Genomic DNA, 903 nt, shown 5'->3' with positions numbered 1-903 from the left:
TGCACGAACCCGCTTCGCGGGAGTGTCGCCTGGTTCTGAGATGGCGCGGTATTCATAGGCCTTGAGCGGGTAGAGCCCGCGATCCGACCATGGAGTTCCCTTCAACGAGAGGAACTTGCCATGGCTACCTTGTCGACTGATGCTCCGACCACGCCGCTTCGCCAGCGCATGCAGCAAGACATGCTGATGCGGGGTCTGGGACCGCATACGCAGCAGGACTACGTTCGTCATGTCCGGCGCTTCGCCGCGTTCCTTGGTCGCGCTCCCGACACCGCGACGACCGAGGACATCCGACGCTTCCAGCTGCGCCAGCATGAGAACGGCCTGGGCCCGGCGACGATCAACGGCGCGGTCTCGGCGTTGCGATTCCTGTTCACGGTGACGCTGAGGCGGCGCGATCTGGCCCGCGCGCTGGTGGTCACGCGATATGCGCGCAAGCTGCCCGATGTGCTGAGCGTTGAGGAAGCGGCGCGGCTGCTCGAAGCGGCGCCAGGCATCAAGTACAAGGCCGCGCTCGGTGTCGCCTATGGCGCGGGCCTGCGCGTATCCGAGGTCGCGCATCTGAAGGTCGACGACATCGATTCGACACGCATGCTGATCCGCGTCGAACAGGGCAAGGGACGCAGGGACCGCAACGCCATGCTCTCGCCGCAACTGCTGGAACTACTGCGGCTGTGGTGGCGCGAAGGCAAGCGGCGCGGGGTGATGCTCCCCCATGGCTGGCTGTTCCCGGGGCGCGGCTGCACAGCGCCGATCTCGTCGCGGCAGCTGCATCGCGCGGTCCAGGAAGCAGCCGAAGTCGCCGGCATCCGCAAGCGCGTCAGTCCGCACACGCTGCGTCACAGCTTCGCCACCCACTTGCTTGAGCAGGATGTCGACATCCGCGTCATCCAGGTGCTGCTC

1 protein-coding gene is annotated in these 903 nt (G+C 66.2%); it reads left to right on the top strand.

Annotated elements, in window-relative coordinates; genetic code table 11:
* Positions 1-120: 120 nt before the first annotated feature.
* The coding region (locus NKI85_RS37765; RefSeq protein WP_352780981.1) for a tyrosine-type recombinase/integrase at positions 121-903 on the top strand (783 nt) is incomplete at its 3' end.

Source organism: Mesorhizobium sp. M0571 (assembly GCF_040320985.1).
Lineage (GTDB): Bacteria > Pseudomonadota > Alphaproteobacteria > Rhizobiales > Rhizobiaceae > Mesorhizobium.
Note: the sequence above shows the minus strand (reverse complement) of the source record. Positions and strands in the feature narration are given on the sequence as shown.